The 1,070-nt window shown below is 72.2% G+C and carries 1 pseudogene; it reads right to left on the bottom strand.

Annotated features, from left to right (window positions below):
* Window positions 1–1,070, bottom strand: a pseudogene (locus U9980_RS14305) (bifunctional glutamine-synthetase adenylyltransferase/deadenyltransferase); the annotation flags it as partial.

The following is a 1,070-nucleotide window of genomic DNA, read 5'->3' as shown; positions in this document are numbered from 1 at the left end:
ACCGGGTCGTCGATCGGCTCGTGGACGAACACGACATCCGCGTCGCTGCCGTAGGACAGCTCCGCCCCGCCAAGACGACCCATCGCCATCACCGCGATCCGCACCGGCAGCGGCCGACCGGTCTCCTGCTCGAAGCGACGTTCCGCCACGTACAGGGCTGCCTCGATCGTCGCGGCCGCAGCGTCGGACAGGGCCCGGCCGACCGCGGCGACGTCCAGCAGTCCGAGCAGGTCGCCGCAGGCGACGCGGATGAGCTCAACCCGACGCACCGCCCGTGCCCGCCCGACCGCCTGCTCCCCGCAAGGATTGCGGCGAGCGATCGCGATCATCGCCTGGACCAGCTGCTCCCGGGTGCGGGGACGCAGATCGTCGATGGTCCGCAACAGCCGCACCGACTCCGGCGCACGCTGCATCAGGTCCGCAACGTAGCGACTCGTGGCCAGCACGCGGCACAACCGTTCGGCCGCGCCGCTCTCGTCCCGCAGCAGCCGCAGGTACCAGGGAGTACGTCCCAGCGCCTCGCTGACCTGACGATAGGCGAGCAGGCCGGCGTCGGGGTCGGCCGCATCGGCGAACCAGTGCAGCATCGCCGGAAGCAGACGGCGTTGGATGGTGGCGGTCCGGCTGACACCGTTGGTCAGCGCTTCGATATGGCGCAGCGCACGTGCGGTGTCGGCGAAGCCCAGCGCGGCAAGCCGGTCCCGAGCCTCCGCCGGGGTCAGGCGAACCTCCTCGACGGACAACCGCGCCACCGCCTCCAGCAACGGCTGGTAGAAGAGCCGCTCGTGGAGCCGCCGCACGAACCGGGCGACCCGGGCATGCTCGGCCACGATCTCCGCGGCGGAGGTGAGACCCAGAGACCGGGCGAGCCTGCGCAGTTCGCCAGGGTCGCGGGGCAGGGTGTGTACCCGGCGGAGCCGTTGCAGCTGCAGGCGGTGCTCGGTACCCCGCAGGAAGCGGTACGCGTCGGCCAGACCAGCCGCGTCTCGGCGGGCGACATAGCCACCGCGGGCGAGCGCGTCCAGTGCGGACAGGGTCGAGGCCGTCCGCAGCTTCGGGTCGGTCCGGCC

The organism is Protofrankia sp. Cr1, assembly GCF_963555865.1.
Classification (GTDB): Bacteria; Actinomycetota; Actinomycetes; order Frankiales; family Frankiaceae; genus Protofrankia.
Note: the sequence above shows the minus strand (reverse complement) of the source record. Positions and strands in the feature narration are given on the sequence as shown.